This window comes from Thalassospira sp. B30-1 (assembly GCF_015767575.1).
Taxonomy (GTDB): Bacteria; Pseudomonadota; Alphaproteobacteria; order Rhodospirillales; family Thalassospiraceae; genus Thalassospira; species Thalassospira xiamenensis.
The window spans coordinates 193,151-212,176 of record NZ_CP065232.1; the positions used below are offsets into that span (position 1 = coordinate 193,151).

General features: G+C 56.0%; 23 protein-coding genes. 12 read left to right on the forward strand and 11 right to left on the reverse strand.

The window, feature by feature from the left end; all coding sequences use genetic code 11:
* Nucleotides 1–16 precede the first annotated feature (16 nt).
* Nucleotides 17–1,201 carry an NAD(P)/FAD-dependent oxidoreductase gene (locus IT971_RS00890; RefSeq protein ID WP_063093616.1) on the reverse strand — a complete coding sequence of 395 codons (1,185 nt, stop codon included), beginning with the start codon at nucleotides 1,199–1,201 and terminating at the stop codon, nucleotides 17–19.
* A 69-nt stretch (nucleotides 1,202–1,270) separates the two neighbouring features.
* The gene (locus IT971_RS00895) at nucleotides 1,271–2,371 is read right to left on the reverse strand and encodes a GGDEF domain-containing protein (protein WP_063093617.1); all 1,101 of its coding nucleotides are present in this window, start codon (nucleotides 2,369–2,371) and stop codon (nucleotides 1,271–1,273) included.
* Nucleotides 2,372–2,530: 159 nt separating this feature from the next.
* Between IT971_RS00895 and IT971_RS00900 the strand changes: the two genes are divergently transcribed.
* The gene (locus IT971_RS00900) at nucleotides 2,531–3,481 is read left to right on the forward strand and encodes a tetratricopeptide repeat protein (RefSeq protein WP_063093618.1); all 951 of its coding nucleotides are present in this window, start codon (nucleotides 2,531–2,533) and stop codon (nucleotides 3,479–3,481) included.
* Nucleotides 3,482–3,568: 87 nt separating this feature from the next.
* Here the strand turns inward: IT971_RS00900 and IT971_RS00905 are convergent, their stop codons facing one another.
* Nucleotides 3,569–4,243, reverse strand: a complete 675-nt coding sequence (locus IT971_RS00905) for a D-lyxose/D-mannose family sugar isomerase (RefSeq protein ID WP_037990402.1) — start codon at nucleotides 4,241–4,243, stop codon at nucleotides 3,569–3,571.
* On the opposite strand from IT971_RS00905, the gene IT971_RS00910 reads away from it, so the two are divergent.
* The 4 genes from IT971_RS00910 (at nucleotide 4,217) to IT971_RS00925 (ending at nucleotide 6,912) form a co-directional block, all read left to right on the forward strand.
* On the forward strand, nucleotides 4,217–4,471 hold the full coding sequence (locus tag IT971_RS00910) for a hypothetical protein (protein ID WP_139189997.1): 255 nt from the start codon (nucleotides 4,217–4,219) through the stop codon (nucleotides 4,469–4,471). The genes IT971_RS00905 and IT971_RS00910 overlap by 27 nt on opposite strands.
* Before the next feature lie 16 nt (nucleotides 4,472–4,487).
* Entirely contained in the window at nucleotides 4,488–5,222 is a 735-nt protein-coding gene (locus tag IT971_RS00915) for an SIMPL domain-containing protein (RefSeq protein ID WP_063093620.1), read from the forward strand.
* Between the two features lie 71 nt (nucleotides 5,223–5,293).
* Nucleotides 5,294–6,019, forward strand: a complete 726-nt coding sequence (locus tag IT971_RS00920; RefSeq protein WP_063093621.1) for an rRNA large subunit pseudouridine synthase E — start codon at nucleotides 5,294–5,296, stop codon at nucleotides 6,017–6,019.
* 5 nt (nucleotides 6,020–6,024) lie between these two features.
* Nucleotides 6,025–6,912, forward strand: coding sequence for a 23S rRNA (adenine(2030)-N(6))-methyltransferase RlmJ (locus IT971_RS00925; RefSeq protein WP_063093622.1), 888 nt, complete (start codon nucleotides 6,025–6,027; stop codon nucleotides 6,910–6,912).
* 93 nt (nucleotides 6,913–7,005) lie between these two features.
* Here the strand turns inward: IT971_RS00925 and IT971_RS00930 are convergent, their stop codons facing one another.
* Both IT971_RS00930 and IT971_RS00935 read right to left on the reverse strand, forming a co-directional pair.
* Nucleotides 7,006–7,710 (reverse strand): ChrR family anti-sigma-E factor, encoded by a 705-nt coding sequence (locus IT971_RS00930; RefSeq protein ID WP_063093623.1) that lies wholly within the window; start codon nucleotides 7,708–7,710, stop codon nucleotides 7,006–7,008.
* The gene (locus IT971_RS00935) at nucleotides 7,707–8,297 is read right to left on the reverse strand and encodes a sigma-70 family RNA polymerase sigma factor (RefSeq protein WP_074624797.1); all 591 of its coding nucleotides are present in this window, start codon (nucleotides 8,295–8,297) and stop codon (nucleotides 7,707–7,709) included. Before IT971_RS00935 ends, IT971_RS00930 begins: the two co-directional genes overlap by 4 nt.
* Before the next feature lie 211 nt (nucleotides 8,298–8,508).
* Between IT971_RS00935 and IT971_RS00940 the strand changes: the two genes are divergently transcribed.
* The 5 genes from IT971_RS00940 (at nucleotide 8,509) to IT971_RS00960 (ending at nucleotide 13,865) form a co-directional block, all read left to right on the forward strand.
* Nucleotides 8,509–9,852, forward strand: a complete 1,344-nt coding sequence (locus tag IT971_RS00940) for an NAD(P)/FAD-dependent oxidoreductase (RefSeq protein WP_063093624.1) — start codon at nucleotides 8,509–8,511, stop codon at nucleotides 9,850–9,852.
* Nucleotides 9,849–10,670, forward strand: a complete 822-nt coding sequence (locus IT971_RS00945; RefSeq protein WP_063093625.1) for a DUF1365 domain-containing protein — start codon at nucleotides 9,849–9,851, stop codon at nucleotides 10,668–10,670. The genes IT971_RS00940 and IT971_RS00945 overlap by 4 nt, the downstream gene beginning before the upstream one ends.
* A gap of 7 nt (nucleotides 10,671–10,677) precedes the next feature.
* On the forward strand, nucleotides 10,678–11,955 hold the full coding sequence (locus IT971_RS00950) for a cyclopropane-fatty-acyl-phospholipid synthase family protein (protein WP_063093626.1): 1,278 nt from the start codon (nucleotides 10,678–10,680) through the stop codon (nucleotides 11,953–11,955).
* Nucleotides 11,942–13,288: an MFS transporter gene (locus IT971_RS00955; RefSeq protein WP_063093627.1), complete on the forward strand. Its 1,347-nt coding sequence runs from the start codon at nucleotides 11,942–11,944 to the stop codon at nucleotides 13,286–13,288. The genes IT971_RS00950 and IT971_RS00955 overlap by 14 nt, the downstream gene beginning before the upstream one ends.
* Before the next feature lie 85 nt (nucleotides 13,289–13,373).
* Complete coding sequence (locus tag IT971_RS00960) at nucleotides 13,374–13,865, forward strand: DUF3833 domain-containing protein (protein ID WP_063093704.1); 492 nt, start codon at nucleotides 13,374–13,376, stop codon at nucleotides 13,863–13,865.
* Here IT971_RS00960 and IT971_RS00965 read toward each other — a convergent pair.
* The 3 genes from IT971_RS00965 to IT971_RS00975 are packed head-to-tail and all read right to left on the reverse strand — an operon-like array spanning nucleotide 13,828 to nucleotide 15,816.
* Nucleotides 13,828–14,274 carry a nuclear transport factor 2 family protein gene (locus IT971_RS00965; RefSeq protein ID WP_007089218.1) on the reverse strand — a complete coding sequence of 149 codons (447 nt, stop codon included), beginning with the start codon at nucleotides 14,272–14,274 and terminating at the stop codon, nucleotides 13,828–13,830. The two genes, IT971_RS00960 and IT971_RS00965, sit on opposite strands and share 38 nt — an antisense overlap.
* Nucleotides 14,267–15,043: an SDR family oxidoreductase gene (locus IT971_RS00970; RefSeq protein WP_063093628.1), complete on the reverse strand. Its 777-nt coding sequence runs from the start codon at nucleotides 15,041–15,043 to the stop codon at nucleotides 14,267–14,269. The genes IT971_RS00965 and IT971_RS00970 overlap by 8 nt, the downstream gene beginning before the upstream one ends.
* Nucleotides 15,040–15,816 carry a DUF6134 family protein gene (locus tag IT971_RS00975; protein ID WP_063093629.1) on the reverse strand — a complete coding sequence of 259 codons (777 nt, stop codon included), beginning with the start codon at nucleotides 15,814–15,816 and terminating at the stop codon, nucleotides 15,040–15,042. The genes IT971_RS00970 and IT971_RS00975 overlap by 4 nt, the downstream gene beginning before the upstream one ends.
* Nucleotides 15,817–15,819: 3 nt before the next feature.
* On the opposite strand from IT971_RS00975, the gene IT971_RS00980 reads away from it, so the two are divergent.
* A complete protein-coding gene (locus tag IT971_RS00980) occupies nucleotides 15,820–15,996 on the forward strand; it encodes a hypothetical protein (protein ID WP_156487986.1) in 177 nt (58 codons plus the stop codon).
* Nucleotides 15,997–16,006: 10 nt separating this feature from the next.
* Nucleotides 16,007–16,816 (forward strand): RluA family pseudouridine synthase, encoded by an 810-nt coding sequence (locus IT971_RS00985; protein WP_063093631.1) that lies wholly within the window; start codon nucleotides 16,007–16,009, stop codon nucleotides 16,814–16,816.
* Here IT971_RS00985 and IT971_RS00990 read toward each other — a convergent pair.
* The 3 genes from IT971_RS00990 to IT971_RS22500 all read right to left on the reverse strand — a co-directional run bounded on the left by IT971_RS00990 (nucleotide 16,742) and on the right by IT971_RS22500 (nucleotide 18,929).
* Nucleotides 16,742–17,668 carry an AEC family transporter gene (locus tag IT971_RS00990; protein ID WP_063093632.1) on the reverse strand — a complete coding sequence of 309 codons (927 nt, stop codon included), beginning with the start codon at nucleotides 17,666–17,668 and terminating at the stop codon, nucleotides 16,742–16,744. The genes IT971_RS00985 and IT971_RS00990 overlap by 75 nt on opposite strands.
* Nucleotides 17,669–17,732: 64 nt before the next feature.
* Nucleotides 17,733–18,179, reverse strand: coding sequence for a methylglyoxal synthase (locus IT971_RS00995; protein WP_007089211.1), 447 nt, complete (start codon nucleotides 18,177–18,179; stop codon nucleotides 17,733–17,735).
* 624 nt (nucleotides 18,180–18,803) lie between these two features.
* Nucleotides 18,804–18,929, reverse strand: coding sequence for a hypothetical protein (locus IT971_RS22500; protein WP_255356829.1), 126 nt, complete (start codon nucleotides 18,927–18,929; stop codon nucleotides 18,804–18,806).
* Nucleotides 18,930–19,026 lie beyond the last annotated feature (97 nt).

A 19,026-nucleotide genomic window follows, 5' to 3' on the forward strand; every position in this document is an offset into this window, starting at 1 on the left:
CAAATGGCGAAATTACCTAGACGACTTGTCCGGCCGACCAGCCCGATGACCAGGCCCACTGGAAATTGAACCCGCCAAGATGGCCGGTAACGTCAACGACTTCACCGATGAAATAAAGGCCGGGGACATCGCGGCATTCCATGGTTTTCGATGACAGGGCGTTGGTGTCGACCCCGCCCAGCGTGACCTCGGCGGTGCGATAGCCTTCGGATCCCTGCGGCATGACCGACCACTGATTGACATCGGTTGCAAGCAGACGCAGCGCCTTGTCCCCGGTTTCACCAATCGGGCGATCAAGCCCGTGGCGGGCGGTGATCATCTGAGCCAGACGGTTTGGCAGAATGCGCGAGAGCACATTATGCACGGCCTGTTTCGGGCTTTCGGCCTTGGCCGATTTCAGAAGATCAAACGCGTCTTCTTCGGGGTTCAGATTGACCGTGATGGCATCGCCTTCATCCCAATAGGATGAAATCTGTAGGATGGACGGGCCGCTGAGCCCGCGATGGGTGAACAGCAATCCTTCGCGGAACTGCTTTTTGTGGCACTGGACAATCGCATCAACCGAAATGCCGGAAAGCTGGCCCAGATCGGCCCGCATATCCGGGTCAAAGGTCAGCGGGACAAGGGCGGCCCTGGTCGGAACGATGTCGATGCCAAACTGTCGGGCAATCTGATAGCCAAAGCCGGTTGCGCCGATTTTGGGAATGGAAAGGCCGCCACAGGCCACGACAAGGGATTGGCAGGTCCATTGCGCGCCGGTGCGTGTGGTGACATCGAACCCGGCATCATCGCGGCGGATGATGTTGCTGATTTCGGTGTTCAGGCGCAGCTCGACATGGGCGGCATCACATTCATCGAGCAGCATGTCGATGATCTGGAACGAGGATTCATCGCAGAAAAGCTGGCCCAGTGTTTTTTCATGCCAGGCAATGTCATGGCGATTGACCAGATCGATGAAGTCAAACTGGGTGTAACGTTTGAGTGCCGAGACGCAGAAACGCTTGTTTTGCGAAATGAAATTTTCCGGGCTGGCATGCAGATTGGTGAAGTTGCAGCGACCGCCCCCGGAAATCCGGATTTTTTCAGCCGGTTTCGCCGAATGATCGACAATCACAACCGAACGGCCGCGTTTTCCGGCTTCGATTGCACACATAAGGCCGGCGGCACCGGCACCAATCACAAGGACATCAATCTTCTTCACGCAGCAGGCCAATCTTTCGGGGAAAACGACCTGCCTTATACGGATAAATTGGTGTTCTGTCAGTGCCTGTCAGGCGTAACGCTGCTTTTTGGGCTGGGGCGTTGTGATATCGGGTGTCTGGGCCGTCGGATGGGCATCTGCAATCTGGCGTTCGGTTGCAACCCGATTGCGGCCTTTGGCCTTGGCCAGATAAAGCGCCTGATCGGCGCGTTCGATAAAGCGGCCAAGCGGCTCGCCATAGGCAAAGGTGCTGACCCCGATTGAAACGGTGACCTTGCCAAGTTCTTCATGGCGGATGCGGCTGACCACCTTGCGGGTTTCGACATTGTGGCGGATATGTTCGGCCAACTGGCGGGCGCAACCAAGCCCGGTCATCGGCAGAATGACGGCAAATTCCTCCCCACCGTAACGGGCGGCGGTGTCGCGGCCCTTGACGTTCTGCTGAAGGGTCTGGGCCATCAGCCGAATGACCTGATCGCCGGCCTGATGCCCGTGGTTATCGTTGAAAGTTTTGAAATGGTCGATATCGATCAGAAGCAGGCTAAGCGGTTTGCCGGTTTCCATCGACTGCATCGCGCAATCGCGTAATCGCAGATCAAATGCCTTGCGGTTGGCAATGCCGGTCAGACAGTCGGTCATGGCCTCGCGCTTCATGTCTTCGAGGTCCCGGCGCAGTTTCGATATTTCGGTCGAGGTATTATCAAGCCGGGTTTCAAGAAGGCGGTTTACGCCTTCGATGTCGCGGGTTGCACCGAGCAGCGTTTTAAGCGCCTGTTCCAGATTGGTGAAATCCTTGTCTCCGATATATTCGCAGAAATGATCAAGGGCCTCGCCATAGGCACAGGTGTCAATTCCGGCATTGCGCACGGTTTCCAGAACCGATGACAACTGATTGCGCAGATCTTCGGTGATGCGGGTGACGATTTCGCGTTCATTCACGGTGTCAAAAAACCGCGTGAAAAGGTCGCGGCACTGCAATTCGTCGAATTCGCGATTGTTGCTGCGCAGGATATCAATCGTTTGCGTAAGATCGGGTTCTTCGCCAGACAGGTAATTGAAAAAGATCGTAAAATTGTTCGGATGCGCGATAACGCCCAGTTCGGACATCATGGCGAGGGCTGCGTTTGACAATTGCTGTGCCCGATCCGGGCTGGTGCCGTATTCGATCATCGATACCTGCGCGACTTTCCAAAAAATGTATGTTTTGGCAGGGGCAATATATCGTTACAGTCCAATCATAACGTTGATTTGGATCATGGCCGAAGCCGGGTTACAAAAGCCCCGCCAATAAAACCAAGCCATAAAAAAGAAACAGGGAAGCAGCAGGAAATGACGTTACGGTTTGAACGCATGGTCGCCGGTATTATCGTGATGATGGTGGTTCTGGTCTCATCACCGGTTCTGGCGCAGGATGGCATGGGGGCTGCCCCTGCCACATCTGGCACGTCATCGGGCGATACGTTGCCACCAGTCGATTTTCGTCCGATTGAAGCTGGTGAACGCACCAATATGCCGCCGCTTATGGAACGCTATGTACTTGACGAGTTAAAGGCATTGCGGACCGAAATGCAGGGCATGCGCGCCGAATTGCTGCGCGAGGTTGTTAACCGGCAGCTTGAGGCCATCGACAAGGCGATTTCCTATTCGTCGAACACGGTGACCTATTTCTTCTATTTTGTGGCCGCTGTCGGTGCGCTTCTGACCATGCTGGGCTGGCAGTCGTTGCGGGAACTTAAATCAAGTGTGCGTAACCTTGCCGATACGGAATTGCGCCGCCTGTCCGAAGAATTTGAAACACGTCTGAGCGCGCTTGAAGACGAGCTGCGCCAGAAAAGCATGGTGATCAACGATCATCAGCAGGAAATCGAAAATACCCAGACCATTCATGCCTTCTGGCTGCAGGCGAACAAGGTGACCAATCCGCGGTCCAAGATCGAGATTTACGACAAGATCCTTGAACTGTCGCCGGGCGATCCGGAAGTCATGGCCTATAAGGCGGATGCCGCCCTTCAGCTGGGTGATCGTGACTGGGCGCTTAGCCTGTGTAACCGGCTCCTGGCCGAGGCGCCGGATAATGCCAATGGTTATTATCAGCGGGCGTGCGCCAATGCAGGGCTGGGTTATCCGGAAGCCGCCCTTGCCGATTTGCAGCGTGCGGTGGCACTTTCGGATGCGATGCGTCAGCCTGCCTGGACCGAGGTTGAGTTTGAGCCGCTTCGCAATTTGCGGGAATTTGCCGAAATTCTTGGTAATCCCGAGAGTGCTGCGCCCGCGGAATAACGTCGAGGGCATTTCACGCCCCAAGCCAAAAACAAACCCCCGGCAGTGCGGACTGCCGGGGGTTTGCATATCAGTTGATCGGTGATCTTAACCGGCCAGTTCATTCCACAGCGGATGGATCGGCGCGACATCATTTTCGATTTCGCTGAACCGGGCGTCGCAGTCAAAGAAGTAGTTGTCGGCAAGGTCATCATTGACCTGCGATACTTCGCCAACGATCACCGGGCCTTTGCCTTCTTCGCCATAGAAGCGATGCACAAGCGTGCGCGGCAGGGTGACACTTTGACCGGGTTCGAGCACGACCTTGCCACCGGCCGGAAGGATATTGAGCTTGCCATCGGTGCGGACATGCACGTCATTGACCATGTCCATTTTGCCGTCTTCGGTCAGATTGGTCAGTTCGATCACCAGATTGCCGCCGCCACGCACAATGATGTCTTCCATTTTGACCTTGTGGTAATGCCACGGGCATTCCTGATTTTCGCCGACAATCATGATTTTTTCGGCATAGGGGACTTCGCCCGGCTGGCGCAGGATGCCATTGCGCAGGCAAAACAGGATCAGGCCGCGACGGGCGAAATCGCCTTCGCCGTAATCGGTTACGTCCCAGCCCATCTGATGGGCACGGCACCATTTCGCAAGATCAGGCTCGGCATCCCACTGCGCCGGGGAATAGTGGCCCCAGACGGGCAGTTTGAAGGAAATGGACTCGAACAGTTCCTTGGCATGCGTGATATGTGCATTGATATCGGAACGGCGCATGGACGACCTCGTAAAGCTTTTGCGTGTTTGAATGGTTGGCCGCGCGATGCGCAGGCGTTGCTGGCTTTTAGCATGTTCGAAAAAGGATTGCGACCCAATTTGAATGCATTCAAACGCCCGTTATCCGATTTCGCAAACCTGCAAAATGACTGCCCTGATTTTGTCGATTTTGTTCCGTCTGATAAGGTGTTCAAAACAAAAGCTATGCGTTTAGCGGAACAACAATAATCAAGGAAACACGGGCATGTCTTCTTCTTCGGGATTTGCGAAATTTGTTGCGGCGGTTGTGGTCAGTGCCGGTATTGCCGGTGCCGGATGGCTGGTCGGCAAGGGATTGTCCGACATGCGGTCGCTTGACCGGTTCGTGACCGTCAAGGGATTGGCCGAACGCGATGTGGTGGCGGATCGCGCGGTGTGGCCGATTACCTATGTTGCGACCGATGATGTTCTGCAAAACGCACAGGCCAAGATCGAAAGCGATACAGCGGCGCTTCTGGCGTTTCTTGAAACGCATGGCATCACCAAGGACATGACCGAACTGCAAAGCCTTCAGGTTACCGATCAACTGGCGCAGTCCTATCGTTCCGGGCCGATTGAAAGCCGGTATATCGTCAGTCAGACGATCCAGGTCCGCACCGACAAGATCGACGCAGTCGTTGCGGCAACACAGGATATTGGAAAATTGCTTCAGGGCGGGATCGTTCTGGGCGGGCAGGGTTATAACCCCGGTCCGAGTTTCATGTTCACCAAGCTTAATGACATCAAACCGGAAATGATTGCGGCGGCCACGGCCAATGCGCGTGAAAGTGCGCAGCAATTCGCCACCGATTCCGGTGGTCATCTGGGCGGTATTCGCCGCGCAACGCAAGGGTTGTTCCAGATCCTTCCGGCGGATGGTGCCCCCAATACGATGGAAAGCCAGCAGATCAATAAAACCGTGCGTGTTGTCACCACCATGGAATATCTGATCGAGGATTGATCACGTTCGGCCGAACTGGTTGACTTGTCCGGTTGACTTGCCCAGTTGACTTGTTTGGCAAAAATGGTTCTATGCGGCGCATGGCGCAGCTGATCCTTTTTAACAAGCCGTATGGCGTTCTGACCCAGTTTACCGACCGTGAAAACGGTCGGGCGACGCTGGCCGATTATATCGATCTGCCCGGTGTCTATGCCGCTGGGCGGCTGGATCGCGATAGCGAAGGATTGCTGCTGCTGACAGATAACGGGCCGCTGAATGCCCAGATCGCCCACCCGAAATTCAAAAAGCCGAAAACCTATTGGGTTCAGGTGGAGGGCGAGCCGACCGAAGAAGCCCTTTCGGCCCTTCGTAACGGGGTGGAGTTGAAAGACGGCATGACCCGACCGGCGCGCGCGCGCCTGATGGGGGAGCCCGAAAATCTTTGGCCGCGTGATCCGCCGGTGCGGTTTCGCAAATCGGTTCCGACAAGCTGGATTGAACTGAGCATCTCCGAAGGTCGCAATCGGCAGGTCAGGCGTATGACAGCCGCAGTCGGCTTTCCGACCTTGCGTCTGATCCGTTATGCGATTGGTGACTGGACGCTGGATGATCTTGCGCCCGGTGACTGGCAGGTGATCGAGGTCAATGCACCCGAACCCGGCCCGGTTCAGGTCAAACCCCTGCCCGGGAATATGCAGGCCAACCGGCGACCCCGTACTGAGGGTGAGGGTAAAAACGCATTCCGGTCCGGGCGGCCCCAAAAGTCGCGCAACCCCAAACAGTCACGCGGTGGCAAGCCACGCGCATCTAGAGGATAAAGGCAATGCTGAGCTATCTACACGGCTTTCACGCGGGCAATTTTGCCGATATTCACAAGCATGCCGCGATGCGGATCATCCTTGATTATCTATGCAACAAAGAAAAACCGTTCTGTGTGATCGATACCCATGCCGGGTCAGGCTGGTACGATCTTGGCAGTGCGCAGTCGGCGAAAACCGGTGAATGGAAAAACGGTATTGCTGCGGCACAGAAAAAGGGAAATGCGCCCAAACAGATGCAGCCCTTCCTTGATCAGATCGCGGCCTTCGATCCGATTGCCAAGGGCCGCGATTACGGGGTGTTTGAGGATGACGACCTGAAGGGGCCGTTTTATCCCGGGTCGCCGTTTATCATGCGCGAATTGCTGCGCGAGCATGATGAAATGATCCTGATGGAATTGCATCCGCGCGAATATGACCTGCTGGAATACAGTGTTGAACGCGATCCGCGTATTCACCTGCACAAGCGCGACGGTTACGAGGGACTGGTTGGCATGATGCCGCCCGCCATCCGGCGCGGTCTGGTGCTGATGGATCCTAGTTACGACGTCAAACAGGATTATCAGAAGGCGGCAAGTTCGATCAAACGGGCCTGGGAACGGTGGGAAAACGGCATCTTCATGCTGTGGTATCCGATCCTTGAGGCCGGATTTGATGCCGAACTGCGCGAAAACTTTGCCCAGATCAAAGCCAAGGGTGGCGTGCTGTGTGCGGAGCTTTCGACCAATCAGGGCGGGGCAAAGGGGCGGATGCGCGGCACGGGTCTTCTGATCATCAATCCACCTTATGGATTTGATCAGGAGTTTGATGAAATCGGCCAATGGCTTTGCGATGCCGTCAAACTGCCCGGCCCGGCAACGCACCGGACCCATTGGCTGGTGCCGTCGCAATAGGTGCCTTTGCGCACGCAGACGCACGGATCAAATAAAGAAAGGCCGCGGACATCGCTATGTCCGCGGCCTTTCTGCGTCGGGACGCAGTTTTACTTATATGCCGATGAAGGGCTGCAGCAGTTTTGGCAGCAGACGGTTGAATTTCATCGGGGCATCGGTCGCGATCAGGCAGATGCATTCCTCGGCGGTGTCGGCAATCGGCTGATGATCGACATCGTTGCCAAGATCGGCGACGTCACCGGCCCGGAACCGACCGATTTCATCGATATACGACCCTTTAAGCAGCAGGGTCATTTCATGGCCGTGATGCCCGTGATCGGGGATCGACACACCCGGTGCGATTTTCATCAGTCGCACGGTGCCTTTGCTTTCGATCGATTTCAGCTGGTAATGCTTCACACCCGGTGCCAGCGACTTCCACGGAATGTCTTCGAGCGAAAGAACATCATCAGGCAAAAGATTTGCCAGGGGCCGCGGGACGGATGGAATGGCGCTTCCGGTAATGCTTTCCCCGACGGCAACCCGACGTATGGACGGTATTTCGCTGAAAACGACATTCTCGTTGGCGGTTTCGCGTTCGATCATGGCCATGACATGGTCAAGCGCATGAGTATTCATGGACATGACGTTTGCCGTTTCCAGCGCCGCACCGCCAAGGGCCTCGAATTCCGCGACCTTTTCACGGCATTTCGGGCAAAGGGTCATGTGCGTTGCCACAAGCAATTCCATCGCCTGAGACATCCTGCCGCTGGCGTATTCCATCAATGTCTGATCTGTCGGGTGGTGTTTGATATTCATGCTACACCCTCCAATCCACCACGAAGTTTGGTTAAGGCCAACCGCAACCGCGATTTGACAGTGCCCAGCGGGATATCAAGCTTTTCGGCAATTTCGCTGTGCGAGAGATCTTCAAAAAACGACAATTCAACAACCACTTTCTGATCGGCGGGCAATTCTTCCATGGCGGATTTGACGAGAACGGCATGTTCATCCCGGTCGACGATTTCGTCGGCAAGCGGGCTATCGTCAATAATCAGCGTCGGATCGGAATCGTCCACTTCGATATGTTTGCGTTGCCGGAAACGATCAATACGAAGGTTTCTGGCGATTGTAAAAATCCATGTACTGGCGGCAGCCTTGTGCGGATCAAACAGATGCGCCTTGCGCCAGACCTGCATCATGGCTTCCTGCGCAAGTTCCTCGGCGTTTTCGGAATTGCCGCCAAACCGGAACATGTAGGCTTTGACGCGGGGGGCAAAGTGGGCAAACAGTTGCGCAAATGCCTCACGGTCCTGCGTCGCCGCAACCGCCACAATCCAGCTGGCACATTTCCTGGCCTCGTCGGGGTCAGCCGGACCGGGCCTTGATCTTGTCGTGCCGCTCATTTTCGTTTCTGGTCCCCTTCGGGGCCGCGCCATGATCGTGTTCATGAACAATCATACGCCAGCCGGAAATTTTTGGATCAAACGAATTTGTACGTTTTCCACCAATTACTTAAAATTATCAGCATTCGTTGTAACGCAGTGATCTGCAAATTGCTGGCATTCGTAAATATATGTAACTTAGACATTGTCACTGCAAGCAGGCGCGCCACATATGACGCTTCGATCATCGGGGAAACTCAATATAGCTGTTGTTGGTTCGGGTATTTCCGGCCTGTCGGCAGCCTGGTTGCTCAGCCAGTCTCACAACGTCACGCTTTATGAAAAGGATGACCGTCCCGGCGGGCATTCCAATACCGTCGATGCGGGTCAAACACCGGTTGATACCGGTTTCATTGTTTATAACACCCGTTGTTACCCAAATCTTTGTGCCCTGTTTGATCATCTGAATGTCGAAACGGCTGGGACCGATATGTCCTTCGCCGCCTCGATGGACCGGGGCGGTCTGGAATATGGCGGATCTGATCTGGCATCTTTGATCGCGCAGAAACGCAATATTTTCCGCCCGCGTTTCTGGCGGATGGTGCGCGATATCCTGCGTTTCTATCGCGAGGCACCACTTGCGCTTGAAACCGGGCAGGCCGAAACGCAAAGCCTTGGCGATTATCTGTCGGCCCATCGTTATTCGAAATCCTTTATCAATGATCATCTGTTGCCGATGGGGGCTGCGATCTGGTCAACGCCGGTCGATACAATGATGGAATACCCGTTGGCGGCGTTTGTCCGGTTCTGTCAGAATCACGGGCTTTTGCAGATCAAGGATCGGCCGCAATGGCGCACCGTTGCTGGTGGCTCGCGTCAGTATGTCGGCAGGATGATCAAGGAGATTTCCGGTGGTGTTATCCTTGATAGCGCCATTGCCCAGGTCGGGCCGAATGGCAAGGGTGGGGTGTTCATCGAAAATCGTTATGGCGAACGGACAGACTACGATCACGTTGTTCTGGCCTGCCATGGTGATCAGGCCCTTGCGCTTCAGGCCAATCCGGCACGCGCGGTGCGCGAATTGCTGTCGGCGTTCCAGTATGAGCGCAATCTGGCGATCCTGCATAATGATGAAAGCCTGATGCCGCAAACGCGCAAGGTCTGGTCAAGCTGGAATTACCTTGCCGAAGAGCATGACGGCGAACAGAAAGTCTGTGTGACCTATTGGATGAACCGGTTGCAGCATCTTGACGAAGCGCAGCCGCTTTTTGTTACCCTTAACCCCGCGCGTGCGCCGCGTGAGGGCAGTGTCATTCGATCCTTCCTGTATGATCATCCGGTTTTTGATGCGGCGGCAATGGACGCACAGAAACGGCTCTGGTCGATTCAGGGGATGGATAACATCTGGTATTGCGGCAGCTATTTTGGCTATGGCTTCCACGAAGACGGCATTCAGTCGGGCCTTGCCGTGGCCGAGGCATTGGGTGGTGTTCGTCGCCCGTGGAATGTTGAAAATGAAAGCGGTCGTATTCATCTGGGCCCTGTTGATACAGTGCAAAAAGAAGTTGCCGCATGACAGGCACATGGACATCCGCCCTGTTTGAAGGATCGGTGATGCATCATCGCCTTCGCCCGCGTGATCACAAATTGCGCTATCGGGTGTTTTCCTTTTTGTTTGATCTTGATGAAATCGATAGTCTCGCCGGATCGCTGAAACTGTTCAGCCGCAACCGGTTCAACCTGTTTTCATTCCATGACCGTGATCATGCCGATCGTGAACACGGAGATATCCGCAAACGTATCGAAGATATCCTGAACAAGCACGATCTTGGCGATTGTGCGCATCGGATCGAATTGCTGTGTTATCCGCGCATTCTGGGCTTCGTTTTCAATCCGCTGTCGGTTTATTTCTGCCATCGGTCGGACGGTTCGGTCGGCGCGGTCCTGTATGAGGTTTCCAATACTTTCGGTGACCGGCACAGCTATCTGATCCCGGTGGGCAGCGATGCGATTGATGAAAAAGGCGTGCTGCGGCAAAGCTGTGCCAAGGGATTTTACGTTTCGCCCTTTATCGATATGCAGGCCGATTATCATTTCCGCATTTGCATGCCGGGTGAAAAAGTCGCGGTTGCCATTCGTGAAACCGACAAGGACGGCGCATTTCTGAATGCGGCATTTGTCGGTGATCGAACCGCACTTTCTGACCGTAACCTGTTTATGGCCTTTATTCGCTATCCGCTGATGACGCTTAAGGTGGTGGCGGGCATTCATTACGAGGCGCTGCATCTGTGGCGCAAAGGCATGAAGTTCCATAAACGTCCAACGCCGCCAGCACATGATGTGACTTATGTGTTTGCTGCCAATAGCCAGACGGCCGAAGCCGCAAAAAGGTAATCAGGAAATGCCGGAACGCAATCGATCCTCTTCGACAATAGTCCGCCCGTTTCGTGACAGGTTCCTGCCCGTCATCGGGGGCATGACCGGAAGTCGCAATCTGCTGAAAATCATGCTGAAACGCATTCTGGCACATTTGCATTACGGTCGATTGACGATTGTTTTGCCCGATGGGGACACGTTGCAGTTTACCGGGCAGGAGCAGACCGAAATCCGCGCGGTTCTTCATATTCATGACTGGAAGGCGATCCGCAGGCTTGCGACCGGTGGCGATGTTGCCTTTGCCGAGGCCTATATGGATGGGGCATGGACAAGCCCCGATCTGACCAATGTGATGCGGGTGGCGATGTTAAACGAAAATATCGTTCGCGCCCGACTTGCAGGCGGCATGATTTCCCGGCTGGTGGCCCGGATCGGGCATTTGCGAAATGCCAATACGGTCGAAGGATCAAAACGCAACATTGCCTATCACTACGACCTTGGAAACCGGTTCTATCAGGAATGGCTTGATCCGGGGATGACCTATTCATCCGGTCTTTATCGCCGCCAGGACATGACGCTTGAGGCCGCACAGGATGCGAAATACCGCCGGATTTGCGAACTTGCATCGCTGCAACCCGGCGAACGGGTTCTGGAAGTCGGCTGTGGCTGGGGAGGGTTTGCCGAAATGGCGGCCGGCCAGCATCGATGCCATGTTACGGGGCTGACGCTTTCGCGCGAACAGCATGCGTTTGCGCATCATCGCCTTCTGACACTTGGCCTGTCGGATCGCACCAGTATCGAGCTTCGCGATTATCGCCATCAGGACGGGCAGTTCGACAAGATCGTTTCAATCGAGATGTTCGAGGCCGTCGGTGAGGAACATTGGCCGATCTATTTCGATATGATCCGCAAGCGGTTGAAACCGGGCGGCAAGGCGGTTTTGCAAATCATCACCATTGATCATGACCGGTTCGAGGATTACCGCAAGGGGGCGGATTTCATCCAACGCTATATCTTCCCGGGCGGGATGCTGCCCTCGCCGGAGGCGCTTGGTACGGCGATTTCCAATGCCGGTCTTTCGCTTTGTCATTCCGAATTTTTCGGCAAATCCTATGCCCGCACACTGGCCGAATGGCAGCGCCGTTTCCAGCATGGCTGGGACAGCATCGCCGAGCAGGGATTTGATATCCGTTTCAAACGGATGTGGGAATATTATCTGTCCTATTGCGAAACCGGATTTGATGAAGGGTCGATCGATGTCGGGTTCTTTGTGATCGAACATCCCGAAAATGCCGCAACCTGATCGGGGCCGCAAAACGGCGTTTTATTATGCGCTGCCAGCAATGGCGGCGGCGGTGCCGACGATTCCCGCCTATGTCCTGTTACCCAGTTATTATGGCGATGATCTTGGCCTTGGGCTTGCCCTTACGGGGGCGATCCTTCTTGCGGTGCGGATCATTGATATGCTGACCGATCCGCTTGCCGGGTGGCTTTCGGATTATACGGGACGGCGCAAAATCTGGGTCGGGTTTGGTGCGGTGATTGCCGGGATCGGGATCTGGATGCTTTTTGTGCCGCCCGATCAGCCCGGTGGCGGGCATCTTTTTGTTTCGGCAAGCATTCTTTTCCTTGGCTGGACGCTGTTTCAGGTGCCCTATCTGGCGTGGGGGGCAGACCTTTCGGGGGATTACCGGGAACGGACATTGATCACGTCCCTTCGTGAAGGGGCGGGGCTGATTGGTATTGTCATTGCCGGGGCGATCCCGGTTGTGATGATGAATGCATCCCGGGCCGATGAAATCCGAACCCTTGCGATGATGACCATTGTTGCGGGGGCGGTTTTCGTTACGCTTCTGATCGTCAAGGTCCCAGACAGCGCAGCCCGCCCGGGGCGCGGCCGTACTGCCGATACCCAACAGGCGGGTGTTTCCCTTCGTGCCCGGTTTGCTCAGTCGCTTCGCAGTCTGCGCCAGAACCGGCTTTTTGTCCGGCTTTTGGCCGCATGGATGATCAATGGCCTTGCCGGTGGATTGCCCGCGGTCTGTTTCCCGCTTTTTGTGCGCTATTACCTGAAGCTTGATACGGATACTGAAAACGCCCTGATCCTTTTGTATTTTGTTGCGGCCATTGCGGCCATTCCGTTTTGGGTGTTTCTGGCCGGTAAAATCAGCAAACACCGGGTCTGGTGCGTGGCGATGATCATGGCGGTGTCGGCATTCGCGTTCGTGCCGTTTCTGTCAGCCGGGGACTGGGCGGGGTTTGCGGTGATCTGTGTCTTTACCGGGGCGGCCTTGGGGGCGGATCTGGCGCTGCCACCCGCCATTCAGGCCGATGTCGATGACTGGGACCGGTACCGGTTTCATGCGAGCCGGACCGGTGTTCTGTTTGCGCTTTGGAACATGACCAACAAGCTTGCGATGGCGTTGGCGGCGGGAATTGCCCTGCCAATTCTGGGGGCTTTTGGCCTGACGGACGGGGGGGATGAAAATTCCGCGGCTTTGATCGCACTTGTCATGATCTATGCGGTGCTGCCCATCGTACTGAAAGCAGGAGCAATCGGGATGATGTGGCGTTTTCCATTGGATCGCGTGCATCAGGTTGCAATTCGTCGGCGTCTGGCTCGCCGCACCTTCTGATCCTTGTATCCTTTGCGGGAGAAAGCTGATGCTGCGATCTTTTACGGCGCTTGTGATGGTTTTGATACTTACCGGGTGTGGGTCAATGAAACCGCAGGATTTTGCGCAAAAAGAACCCCGCTTCGATGTGTTTGAATACTTCGAAGGCAATAGTCGGGCGTGGGGTATTTTTGAGGACCGGTTCGGCAAGCTGCGGCGCCAGTTCACGGTTGATATCACTGGAACCGTCAATGATGGTGTTCTGACGCTGGAAGAAGATTTTCTGTATGACGATGGTGAACAGGACCGCCGTGTATGGACGATCCGCAAGACCGGTGAGCACAGCCTGAGCGGAGAGGCCGATGACATCATCGGCACGGCCGCGGGCGTGCAGTATGGCAACGCGTTGAACTGGAGCTATGACATGGACCTGAAGGTCGGTGACGGTAGCTGGCGGGTGACGTTTGACGACTGGATGTTCTTGCAGGGCGACGGGGTTCTTGTGAACCGGGCGCGTGTGCGCAAATGGGGGTTCGAGATCGGCGAGGTCACCCTGTTCTTTACGAAACAGCCATCCGCGCTGCGAGCCGCCGAATAAACCAGCCCAGCAGCGGAATGCGGGCATAAAAGGCCATGCCGGAATCCCAGTGATCGACATGGGATGAAATGCGCGTGCCGTCATCGGAAAACGTCACCGCCGACATGCCGGTGACATCCCAATTCCCCAGAACCGAAATCCTGGCCGTAAAGCGCCAGCGCAGAAAACCGAGATCATCATCAATCGCGTGATGGGTGACGATGAATTGCGGATTTTCGGTGTCGCGAAACATCTTGTCGAGATAGGCACAGACCCGATCCGGGCCATTGATGGTGTTGAACGGATCGGTAAAACTGTAATCCGGTGTGACGAGATGATGCAGGTTTTCAATGGTTTCCGGGCTTAGTTGCGCAAAATAATCGCCATAGGATTTCAGCGTTTCGAGCCTGGTTGCGTTCTGTTCATCCATTGGATTTTCCCATCACTTTGCGGATCAGTTTGAAGTAAAGCCGATAGGGCAGAATGCGGGCAAGTTTTAGCTGCCGGACAAAGGGTGGCGGGAAGGCGATTTCAAAACCGTTGCCGCCCGTCAGGCCGCGATAAACATAGTCGGCTGCCTGCGCGGGCGTTTGCAGATAGGGCATATCGAAATCGTTTTTGTCGGTCAGACGGGTTTTGACAAAGCCCGGATTGATCACCCGAAGACAGACACCCGTTTCCCCCAATTCGGCGCGCAGGGTTTCGCACAGATTGATCAGGGCGGCCTTGGTCGGGCCATAGGCCCCGGCCTTTGGCAACCCGCGATAACCGGCGACCGAGGCGACAACCGCGATCTCGCCCGAACCGCGTTTACGCATTTTCGGGATCAGGGTTTCAAGGCAATTGACCGTGCCGAAATAATTGACATCGAAATGGTCGCGGATGGTTTTGGCGGAAAATTCATCGACCGGCATCGGCGAATAGATCCCGGCGGCCAGAACCACCAGATCGGGCAGGCCAAACCGATCTTCGATCAGGGCAATCGCATCGCGAACCGCATCGGGTTTGGTCACATCAAGTGGCACGGCATGGATGTTTTCCGACGATGCCGCCAGATCGGACAGCGCATCGGCGGAGCGTGCCGATGCGATAATCGTCGTGCTTGCATCGGCATCGGATTTTGCGAATTTTTCGACAAGTGCCGCCCCGATCCCGGCGGAGGCACCGACGATCCAGATGGTTTTGAAATGTTTGATCATCCGCGGATATCCTTTTGTGCCGTATCGGTCTGGCAGCTTGTGCAGCGATAGGTGATTTCAGAGCCATCGCGCGCCTTGAAGCGCAATCCAACCCACCGGCCATCGGCATCGTACCATGCATTGGTTTGCAATTGGCCATCATAGGTGAAGTGGGTGGCGTTGATCATGCCGTTGCCAACAGCCAGGCGTTCGCGGCCTGTCTGGGATATGGTGACCGCGTTGGGATTGCCGGTGAGCGTATTAAGAACCTGATCGGTTTGCAGAACACCGCAATGCCAGTGATCGGTCGGAAAAATACCGGGCGGCAGGGATTTCTGGCCGTCGGGACCATCAACGACAAGCTGATCGTTTTCGCGCCGGGCCGCGATGCTGGTTTGATCGCCATCATCATCGACCTTGACCGACAGGGTGGATAATTGACCCTCCTGCCAGATGCTTTCGGAGCGGTAGCGGAAGCTATAGGCGTTAAAGCCGAGAAACGAGATATCGATATTGCTTTGGGCGACGACCTGAAGACCGTCCTGACCGCGATTGAAGCGCACGATATGCTGCCCGACCGGGGCATCATTGCGTCGGATCTGAAACACCAGTTCATTGCCGTATCGCGCAATCGGATCGAAGTTGCGACAGGCCGCGTTACGATCAAGGCCGTTGGATTGTGCGGGGGTAAGGGCCGAAATCTCGCCGTTTTGTGCCAGCGCAGAACCGGCATTCTGGACTGCCAGAACGGCAAGCGTCGCAAGCAGATATTTAAGGGGTTTCGGGCGTGGCATGTGGTGGCTTACCCTGCTGTTGGCCCCGGCGATCAGGACGCGATCAAGCCGGATTTCGAAAATGAAATGCTGTTACTGTTACGCATGGAAATGCGGTTCAGATCAGGTTTGCCGTGCCCTGCCCATGTGCCGGGTGATTGCGGTGCGCCCGGCTTTGAGGTAAAGCAGGGACAACAATGAAAGGCCGACCATGCCCCATCCGATAGCCGAAGACCTGATCGCAAGCGTTCTGCATCGCGATTCCAACGTCATCGTTCTGAACAAGCCGCCGGGATTGGCATCGCATGGCGGGCCGAAAACCTATTTCCATGTCGATGCGTATCTGCCCGACCTTAAATTCGGCATTCAGCCCGAACCGACCCTGGCGCACCGGCTTGACCGCGATACGGCCGGGTGCCTGTTGCTGTGTCGGCATCCGAAATCATCGAAAAAGATCACCCGCCTGTTTACCGAAAAACTGATCGGGAAAACCTATTGGGCGGTGGTGCGTGGTGCGGTTGCCGATGATCACGGCTTTATCGACGCGCCGATTGGCAAGACCAATGATGAAAGCGGCTGGCGGATGCTGGTTCATGAGGACGGGCAGCCATCAAAGACCGAATATCGGGTGCTGGGGCGTGGCAAGGACGAAGCGGGCGATGATATCACCTGGCTTGCGTTGACGCCCCATACGGGCCGCACGCACCAGCTGCGTGTGCATCTGGATCATATCGGGCATCCGGTGCTGGGCGATCCGTTTTATGGTCGGGGGGATGAACCGCCGATTTTTGGACAGCCGCCGACCCTGATGCTTTTGTCGCGCCAGATCGTGGTGCCGTTCCATGCCGACCGCGATCCGGTGGTGGTCGATGCACCGCCGCCCGAATTGATGCGGCCGGGGCTTTCGGCCTGTGGTTACGTGGGCGACTATGCCCCGCATGCGGCGTCAGTTGATGCTCAGTATGGCGGCGATGGCAGCGATGCTGAAGGCGGACAGGAGGGTTTCGAGGGTGATGATTGAGGCCATGGCTTCGGGATCGCCATTAAGCTGCCGGGCGAGGATATAGGCATTGCCCGCGCACGGCATCCCGGCATAAAGCACCCCCATGGCAAGCACCATGCCCTCCACCCCGGCCAGATGCAGCGCAATGCCGGTGATCAGCGGCAGGAGGGCGAGCTTGATCGTGGTTGAAAGGGCAATCGCGCCCAATGCCTGTTTGCTGAGGATAAATCGCAACCCGGCCCCGACCGACAGCAGGCTGAGCGGCAGGGCGGCGGTTTTGAAAAGGGCGGCGGTATTTTCAATCGGCAGCGGCACGTGAATGTTGCTGATATTCAGCACCGCCCCGGCCCCGGCGGCGATGATGATCGGGTTTTGCGCAAGGCCGAGCATGATGCGTTTGAAGCTGCCCTTGCCACCGGCAAAGGCATTCAGCACCACAACCGCCAGCATGTTGGTGGCAATCACCATCACGGCAATAAAGACAATCGCCAGTGCCAAGCCTTCGCTGCCATAAAGCGCATCGGCGACGGCGAGCAGGACATAGCTGTTATAGCGGACCGATCCCTGAAAGATCGAGGTAAACAGCGGTGTGTTGCGGGTGATGAGCGGGCGCAGAAGCAGCAATACCGCCGCAAGAGCAAGGGTCGCGCCCAATGTGACCATGACCGCAGTGCCGCCGTGGCCGGAGCCAAAATCGGCACGATAGATTTCGACAATCAGAAGCGATGGCAACAGCAGATAATAGGTCAGCCGATCAATCCCGGCCCAGATGTCAGACCCGGTGATCAGATAACGTTTCAGTGCCGCCCCGACCAGAATGGCGGCAAAGATCGGGAAAATGGCAGCGATCAGGTCATAGGCGAGTTGCATGGGGCGGTCGCATCAGTTTGACGTGGAGTGGGCCGGCGTGGTGGCAGAGCGGGCCGGGGATGTCTCAAACCTTGCGGTTCTGGTATTCGGCAAAAACCTGTTCGGGGGAATGGCCGCGATATTGTTCGCAGATTTCCTCGAATTTCGGGTTGCTGATCAGAAGGTCGGCGGTGCTGCGGTTGCAGGCAATCGGCACTTCATACATGTTGGCCAGCCGGATCAGGGCGCGGACATCGACATCGTGGGGCTGGGGTGTCATCGGGTCGGTGAAGAAAAACATCGCCTGCAATTCGCCATGCGCAATCATCGAGCCGAGCTGCTGATCGCCGCCGAACGGGCCGCTTTTAAGCGCCACGATATCAAGGTCGGGAAAGCGTTCCTGAAGCACGCGCCCGGTGGTGCCGGTGGCGAAAATCCGGGTGCCGGAAAACTGTGATTTGTGGGTTTCCAGCCAATCGGCCATTTCGCGTTTGCGACGGTCGTGGGCGACAAGTCCGATCGAAAGCGTCATGGGTGGTTTCTCCTGCGTCTTGATCCGGGCGATCCCGGCGGGCGATCTTAGCGGACCGGTCCATCATAGGGCAATATGATGGCATAGTTTATTGAAAATAAACGAGAATTTTTGCCAGAACCGGAAGTCGAAGATTTTTGCAAAATGTTCTTGATTTGTTCTTTTATTTGTGGCATAAAGATAAAGTCAACAGGACAAATGGGTCCGGAGACATAACCCGCCAAGCGTGATTCGCTTTGGCGGGTTTTTGCGTTTCGGGGTCGGATTGTTTGTCAAAAGCAGGGGATGAAGTGATGAAAAAGCGACGATGTTAAGTGGTTAAGTAGCAGGCGATCACCGCCAAGCGCGGCAGATCCGTGTGGGGTAAAGTTATTACGGCAGGAGTGCGTCCGGGCATTGAAACGGCCCGGGAAACGGCGGCGTAAAGTTTTACAAACCGGAAAGACAGAACGGGAGAGGTGCGCCTGCCGGGAAGGGCGCGGGCCAGATTTGGGCCGATGCGGGGCCGGATGCGGATCGAGCCGACGATTGGGCAGATCAGCAGCGGAGCAGGGGTGGTTCGGGTGCGATGTCATCACGCCCGTGCCGGGATTGGCAGCGTTGGTCAACACGGGTGAGTTCCGTTCAGGCCGCAGCATTTGGCGAGAGTGGTGCAGGAGCGTTCAGCGGAGCCCCGTCGCCATCGGTGGGCAGGGCCAGCATGTGCAATCGCATCGGCAACCAGACCAGCCCGATGGGACTGTTCGGCATCCGAGGTTCCGGTGCGGCGGGAGCGGGCATCGGCCGACCTGGAATGTCCTGCCTATTGCGCTTCGGGGTGCGGCCAGAGCAGAGAGGGAGGCGTTTG

Excerpts from the sequence above, each read along its gene's own strand:
- IT971_RS00895 (WP_063093617.1), bottom strand. The coding sequence starts at position 2,371 with ATGATCGAATACGGCACCAGCCCGGATCGGGCACAGCAATTGTCAAAC.
- IT971_RS00900 (WP_063093618.1), top strand. The coding sequence starts at position 2,531 with ATGACGTTACGGTTTGAACGCATGGTCGCCGGTATTATCGTGATGATG.
- IT971_RS00910 (WP_139189997.1), top strand. The coding sequence starts at position 4,217 with ATGTGCATTGATATCGGAACGGCGCATGGACGACCTCGTAAAGCTTTT.
- IT971_RS00905 (WP_037990402.1), bottom strand. The coding sequence starts at position 4,243 with ATGCGCCGTTCCGATATCAATGCACATATCACGCATGCCAAGGAACTG.
- IT971_RS00915 (WP_063093620.1), top strand. The coding sequence starts at position 4,488 with ATGTCTTCTTCTTCGGGATTTGCGAAATTTGTTGCGGCGGTTGTGGTC.
- IT971_RS00920 (WP_063093621.1), top strand. The coding sequence starts at position 5,294 with ATGCGGCGCATGGCGCAGCTGATCCTTTTTAACAAGCCGTATGGCGTT.
- IT971_RS00925 (WP_063093622.1), top strand. The coding sequence starts at position 6,025 with ATGCTGAGCTATCTACACGGCTTTCACGCGGGCAATTTTGCCGATATT.
- IT971_RS00930 (WP_063093623.1), bottom strand. The coding sequence starts at position 7,710 with ATGAATATCAAACACCACCCGACAGATCAGACATTGATGGAATACGCC.
- IT971_RS00935 (WP_074624797.1), bottom strand. The coding sequence starts at position 8,297 with ATGAGCGGCACGACAAGATCAAGGCCCGGTCCGGCTGACCCCGACGAG.
- IT971_RS00940 (WP_063093624.1), top strand. The coding sequence starts at position 8,509 with ATGACGCTTCGATCATCGGGGAAACTCAATATAGCTGTTGTTGGTTCG.
- IT971_RS00945 (WP_063093625.1), top strand. The coding sequence starts at position 9,849 with ATGACAGGCACATGGACATCCGCCCTGTTTGAAGGATCGGTGATGCAT.
- IT971_RS00950 (WP_063093626.1), top strand. The coding sequence starts at position 10,678 with ATGCCGGAACGCAATCGATCCTCTTCGACAATAGTCCGCCCGTTTCGT.
- IT971_RS00955 (WP_063093627.1), top strand. The coding sequence starts at position 11,942 with ATGCCGCAACCTGATCGGGGCCGCAAAACGGCGTTTTATTATGCGCTG.
- IT971_RS00960 (WP_063093704.1), top strand. The coding sequence starts at position 13,374 with ATGAAACCGCAGGATTTTGCGCAAAAAGAACCCCGCTTCGATGTGTTT.
- IT971_RS00965 (WP_007089218.1), bottom strand. The coding sequence starts at position 14,274 with ATGGATGAACAGAACGCAACCAGGCTCGAAACGCTGAAATCCTATGGC.
- IT971_RS00970 (WP_063093628.1), bottom strand. The coding sequence starts at position 15,043 with ATGATCAAACATTTCAAAACCATCTGGATCGTCGGTGCCTCCGCCGGG.
- IT971_RS00975 (WP_063093629.1), bottom strand. The coding sequence starts at position 15,816 with ATGCCACGCCCGAAACCCCTTAAATATCTGCTTGCGACGCTTGCCGTT.
- IT971_RS00985 (WP_063093631.1), top strand. The coding sequence starts at position 16,007 with ATGCCCCATCCGATAGCCGAAGACCTGATCGCAAGCGTTCTGCATCGC.
- IT971_RS00990 (WP_063093632.1), bottom strand. The coding sequence starts at position 17,668 with ATGCAACTCGCCTATGACCTGATCGCTGCCATTTTCCCGATCTTTGCC.
- IT971_RS00995 (WP_007089211.1), bottom strand. The coding sequence starts at position 18,179 with ATGACGCTTTCGATCGGACTTGTCGCCCACGACCGTCGCAAACGCGAA.
- IT971_RS22500 (WP_255356829.1), bottom strand. The coding sequence starts at position 18,929 with ATGCCGAACAGTCCCATCGGGCTGGTCTGGTTGCCGATGCGATTGCAC.